This window comes from Pseudarthrobacter sp. MDT1-56 (assembly GCF_059383555.1).
In genome coordinates this window covers 1-5498 of sequence record NZ_JBWZCK010000029.1, presented here as the reverse complement: position 1 = coordinate 5498, position 5498 = coordinate 1, and the positions used below count along the sequence as shown (strand labels likewise).

Annotated in this window: 2 protein-coding genes; both read left to right on the top strand. The window is 67.3% G+C overall.

Features of this window, described 5'->3' with window-relative positions:
- On the top strand, positions 1–5140 hold a 5140-nt coding region (locus AC50YC_RS19675; RefSeq protein WP_494954958.1), incomplete at its 5' end, for an Ig-like domain-containing protein.
- A gap of 147 nt (positions 5141–5287) precedes the next feature.
- Positions 5288–5498 (top strand): hypothetical protein (locus tag AC50YC_RS19670; RefSeq protein WP_494954959.1); only part of this gene is annotated, 211 nt, incomplete at its 3' end.

The following is a 5498-nucleotide window of genomic DNA, read 5'->3' as shown; positions in this document are numbered from 1 at the left end:
GTTCCGGGTGAACCGGGACCTGGTGGTCCTCAATGATGTGAATTCGGGCAATGTCTGGCTGGTCAACCAGAACATGCAGCTCGTCAACAACTGGGACGACGTCGTCCCGCCTCAGCAGACCTCCGACGACGCGGACAAGGACTCCGCCGACGAGGTCCAGCAGACCGTCCTCCCGGACCGCACCAAACCCAACAGCGCCCCTGCGGCCAAGCCGGACAGCTTCGGCGTGCGCGCCGGCAAGACCACCATCCTCCCCGTGCTCGACAACGACACCGACCCCGACGGCGACATCCTCACCGTCCGGGCACCCGATCCGGTCAAATCCGGATTCCTGGCACCGATCTACGGCTCCACCGGTTTCCAGGTCAGCGTGCCGGCGGACCAGACCGGCGCCGAGACGTTCAAATATTCGGCGGACGACGGCCGCGGGCTCTCCGCCTCCGCCGACGTCACGCTCACCGTCATCCCCGCGGGGGAGAACTCCGCCCCGCGGCAGAAACCCAACCGGAACACCTCCCTCGTGGTGCAGTCCGGCAAGCTTGTCACCCAGAACATCCTCCCGGACTGGATCGACCCCGACGGCGACGACCTCTACGTCGTCAGCGCCACCAGCAGCGACCCCCGCGACCAGGTCAAGGCCCGTCCCGACGGCCTGCTCAGCTTCCAGGATGCCGGCGCCGAGCCCGGCCGCAAGATCGTCACCGTCACGGTCTCCGACGGCCAGTCCAGCACCGAAGGAAAGATCACCGTCGACGTCCGGGCGCCCGGCGCCCTGCCGCCGATCGCCAACGCGGACCACATCGTCGCGGTCGCCGGGGTGGACACCGTCATTGCCCCGCTCAAAAACGACTCGGATCCCCAGGGCGGAGCGCTCCGCCTCGCCCAGATCACCCCGGACGGCAATTTCACCGCCACGATGGGCGCGGACCAGCAGACCTTCACATTCAACTCCACCGCCCAGGGCGCCCACTACGTCACCTACCTCGTGACCAACGGCCCGGCCAGTGCCCAGCAGCTGGTCCGGGTCGACGTCGTACCCGGCAACGGCGACGGCGCCCCGGTGGCCGTGCGGGACACCGCCCTGCTCCCCAGCGGCGGCAGCGTGCTGGTGGATGTCCTGGGCAACGACTCCGATCCCTCCGGCGGCGTGCTGGTGGTCCAGTCCGTCACGGCCGCTGACGGGCAGCCCGTGAGCGTCTCCGTCCTGGACCACTCGGTGGTCCGGATCACCGACATCCGCGCGCAGGGCCAGCTCAACGTCAAATACACCATCTCCAACGGCAAGGCCTCAGCCAGCGGCGAGATCGCCGTCCTCGTGGTCCCGGCCCCCACCAAACTCCAGGCCCCGCAGGCCAAACCGGACGAAGCCACGGTCCGGGCCGGCGACGTCGTCACCATTCCGGTCCTCGAGAACGACACCGACCCCAACGGCGGCAAGCTGACCCTTGAGCCGGTGCTCGCCCAGCAGCCCGACGCCGCCGACGGCCGCATCTTCCACTCCGGCGGAACCCTTCGCTTCATCGCCGGAGAAGCGCCCAAAACCGTGTACGCGATCTACAAGGTCACCAACGACTCCGGTCAGTCGGACTCGCAGCAGCTCACCATCAGGATCCGGGCCCGCGACGACGAGCGGAACACCCGCCCGGAACCGAAAAACCTGACCGCCCGGGTGGTGGCCGGCATGGTGGTCCGCATCCCCGTGCCGCTGGACGGCATTGACTCCGACGGCGACTCCGTCCAGCTGATCGGCGTCGACAAGGCCCCCGACATGGGCACCGCCGTGGTCAAGGACGGCTACCTCGAATTCACCGCCACCGAAGACGCGGCCGGCACGGACACCTTCAGCTACCGCGTGCGGGACCGGATCGGCGCCGAAAACACCGGAACCGTGATTGTCGGCATCGCCCCGCCGGAAGCCAACAACCAGAAACCCATCGCGATGGACGACGCCGTCGACGTCCGCCCCGGCCGCAAGATTGCCGTCGACGCACTCACCAACGACTCGGACCCCGACGGGGACCCGATCAGCCTGGTCTCCAACGCCTTCGAGGCCCGCCCCGAACTGCAGGTGGAATCAGCCGACGGCGGCAAGGTGCTCCTCACCGCCCCCGGCACCGCCGGCAACGAGAGCGTCAGCTACAAAATCCAGGACGACAAGAAAGCCCAGGGCAGCGCGGTGATCCGCGTGCGGATCAGCCCGGACGCGGCCCTCAAGCTCCCGGTCGCCAAGGACGACGTGGTCACCTCCGCAGAGACGCTCGGCAAGTCCGCCGTCGACGTCCCGGTCCTCAAGAACGATGCGGACCCCGACGGCGTCGCCTCCGAACTCAAGGTCTCGCTGCCGGATGGCAACCCGAACGCACGCGTCGGCGGCGACGGCAACGTCGTCGTGACCCTGGTCCCGAAGGACCAGCTGGTCCCGTACACCGTCACCGACGTGGACGGCCAAAGCGCGACGGCGATCATCTGGGTTCCCGGCCAGGGCGAGCAACACCCCACCCTGGCGCGCACCGACGTCGTCGAGGTGATGGCCGGCCAGGAAATCACCGTCGACCTGAACGAGTACGTCCGGGTCCGGGAAGGACGCACCCCGCGCATCACGCAGGTGGACAAGGTCCGGGTGCAGGGAGCCGGAACGGAGAACGTCGTGGCCGGGAACGGTACCGCGCTGCGCTACGCCGCGCTCGAGGACTACGTCGGCCCCGGCTCCGTGACCTTTGAGGTCACGGACGGCACGGGACCGGACGATCCGCAGGGCCTCAAATCGACTTTGAGCATCATCACCAAGGTCATCCCGAACCCGGACGCCAACCACCAGCCCAGCTTCAGCGGGACCGAGCTCGAGGTGCCGAAGGCCGAATCCGTCAGTCTTGAGCTCGGCAACCTTGCCAAGGATGTGGACTCCGGCGACCAGGAAAAGCTTAAGTTCGAGCTCGACGGCACCCTGCCGGACGGGTTCCAGGCAACGATCGAGGGCCAGACCCTCAAGGTCACCGCGGAAGCCACCCTCGCCGCGGGACGCCAGGGGACCATCCCGCTGAAGGTTACCGACGGCCGCTCCGAACCGGTCACGGCCACGGTGGCGGCGACCGTCGTCGCCTCCAACCGGCCGCTCCCGACGGCCAACGAGGACGTCATCGAAAAGGCCAATGCGGGCCAGACCGAGACCATCAACGTCCTGGCCAATGACTTCAACCCGTTCAGCGAAACTCCGCTGAAAATCATCTCGGCCACTGTCGAAACCGGCTCGGCCGCCGGCGCCCCTGCCGTGGACGGGGACTCGATCAGGGTCACTCCCGCCGACGGCTCCAAGGGCGTCATGGTGATCCGCTACACCGTACTGGACAAAACCGAGGACCCCTCGCGGCAGGCGAGCGGCCGGCTGCGCATCACGGTCCGGGACAAGCCGGATGCCCCCTCGGCGCCGTCCGCGACGGACGTCCGCAGCCGCACCGCCGTGCTCAAATGGGCCCCGCCCTCGGACAACGGCGCTGCCATCAGCAAATACACCGTCAGTTCCAGCGGCTTCAGCCAGGACTGTGCCACCACCACCTGCACGCTCAGCGGCCTGACCAACGACGTCAAATACGTCTTCACCGTCACCGCCACCAACGAGGTGGGGGAGTCAACGCCTTCGGTGGCATCCAATGAGATCCGGCCGGATGAGAAGCCGTCCCCGCCGGAGGCCCCGACGGTCAAGGCCGGCGACAAGAACATGGTGATCAGCTTGGCCCCGGCCAAGACCGAGGGCTCGGCCGTCAAGGACTACAACCTGGAGATCTCCCCGCCGCCGGCCAACGGGATTGCCGTGAAGAGCGGCGTCGCCGGCCTGAACTACACCTGGCCGGGACTGACCAACGGCGTCCGGTACAAGGTGCGCGCCCAGGCCGTCAACGAGCTTGGCCCGTCCGAGTGGGGGATCTACTCCGCCGAGGACAACCCCGCCGGTGTCCCGGCAGCCCCGGCGGCACCAACCACGACGGTTGCCTCCGCTGTGGGGACTTCGAACCAGCTCAAGGTGAACTGGGCCGAACCGAATACCAACGGCGACGCGATCAAGAACTACTACGTCACCATGAGCGGCGGCGGCGGGACCACCCAGACCCAGATGGTGGCCGGGACGGTCCGGACCGCGAACTTCACCGCGAACAACTCCGAGGCGTCCTACACGTTCACCGTCCAGGCCGAGAACAAGGCCGGCAAAGGCGCCGTCAGCGCCCCGTCAGCACCGCGCCGCGCCACCGGCAAGCTCTCGGCGGTCTCCGGCGTGAGCGCCACCGAGGCCAACACCGGCGGGGCGGGAAGGGCCGTGACGATCAACTTCCGGGAACTCACCAACGCAGAGCGCAATGGCTCGGCGCCCAACGAGGTCAGCTACACGTACCGGGCCAGCACCGGCCAGTCCGGCCCCATCCGGCCCGGGCAGACCGTCGGCGGTTTCACGAACGGTGCGGCCACGACCATCACGGTGGTCGCCAACTCCACCGTGGCGCCAAGCTCCGACGCCAGCACCGGCGCGTCCACGACCCCGTTCGGTGCTCCCGGAACCCCCTCGGCCTCCGGCCAGGACGGGGCTGAAAACCAGAAGTCGCTGAGCCTCAGCTGGTCCTCGCCATCAACCTCCACCAACGACGTCGCCAAGACCCAGATCAGCATCGACGACGGAGCCTGGCAGGATGTGGGCCCCTCCGGCAGCAGGACGGTCAATACCGGAGGCTACGACGAGCCTCACTCCATCCGGGTCCGGACGGTCAACTCGGTAGGAACCTTCGGCGCGACTGCCACGGCAACCGCGAAGTCCGGTCCGCCGCAAAGCGTCTGGAGCACCCGGGTCAAGACCTCCGATCCGAACTTCGTGCGCACCTGCACGTACACGCAGGGCGGCTCGAACTACCGTCCCACTCCCTACTTTGACTGCGATGGCGTCAACAACGGCGACTCGCCCCCGTGGTTCTACAAGAACAGCGGGGAGACCATCGTGGTCAAGTGCTACATCGTGCAGAACGACAACTGGACCAACTCCCCGGACACCGAGTGGTACCGGGTGGAATCTGGCTCCAACCGGAACGTAGGCCGGTACATAATCGCGGGGCACACCCAGCTCGGTGCGCCGTTCAGCCTCGGGATCCCCCGATGCTGAGTGACGCAGGGAAGTCCTCCCCATCGCGCGCCCCTGGAACGTTCGGTAGGCTGTCGCGGGAAGTGAGGGCCTGGTCTCGGGTCCGCCACGGGAATCACCACGCCATTTTGAAGGAAATCTGAAGCTGTGACACGTCTTTTCGCCACGCTGGGGTCCAGGAAGCCGGGCTTTGATCGTCCGGGGTCAAACAAACGGCGCAACAAGTTCATCACCATTACCGCCTCCGTCTCCGCTGCCGCGGTGCTGGTCACCGCTGCCATCATCTATCCGGGGTTTAAGACCACTGAGGTGGAGTTGAACGATGGTGGGGTGTGGGTGGTGTCGAAGTCGAAGAATGCGGTGGGGCGGTTGAATTATC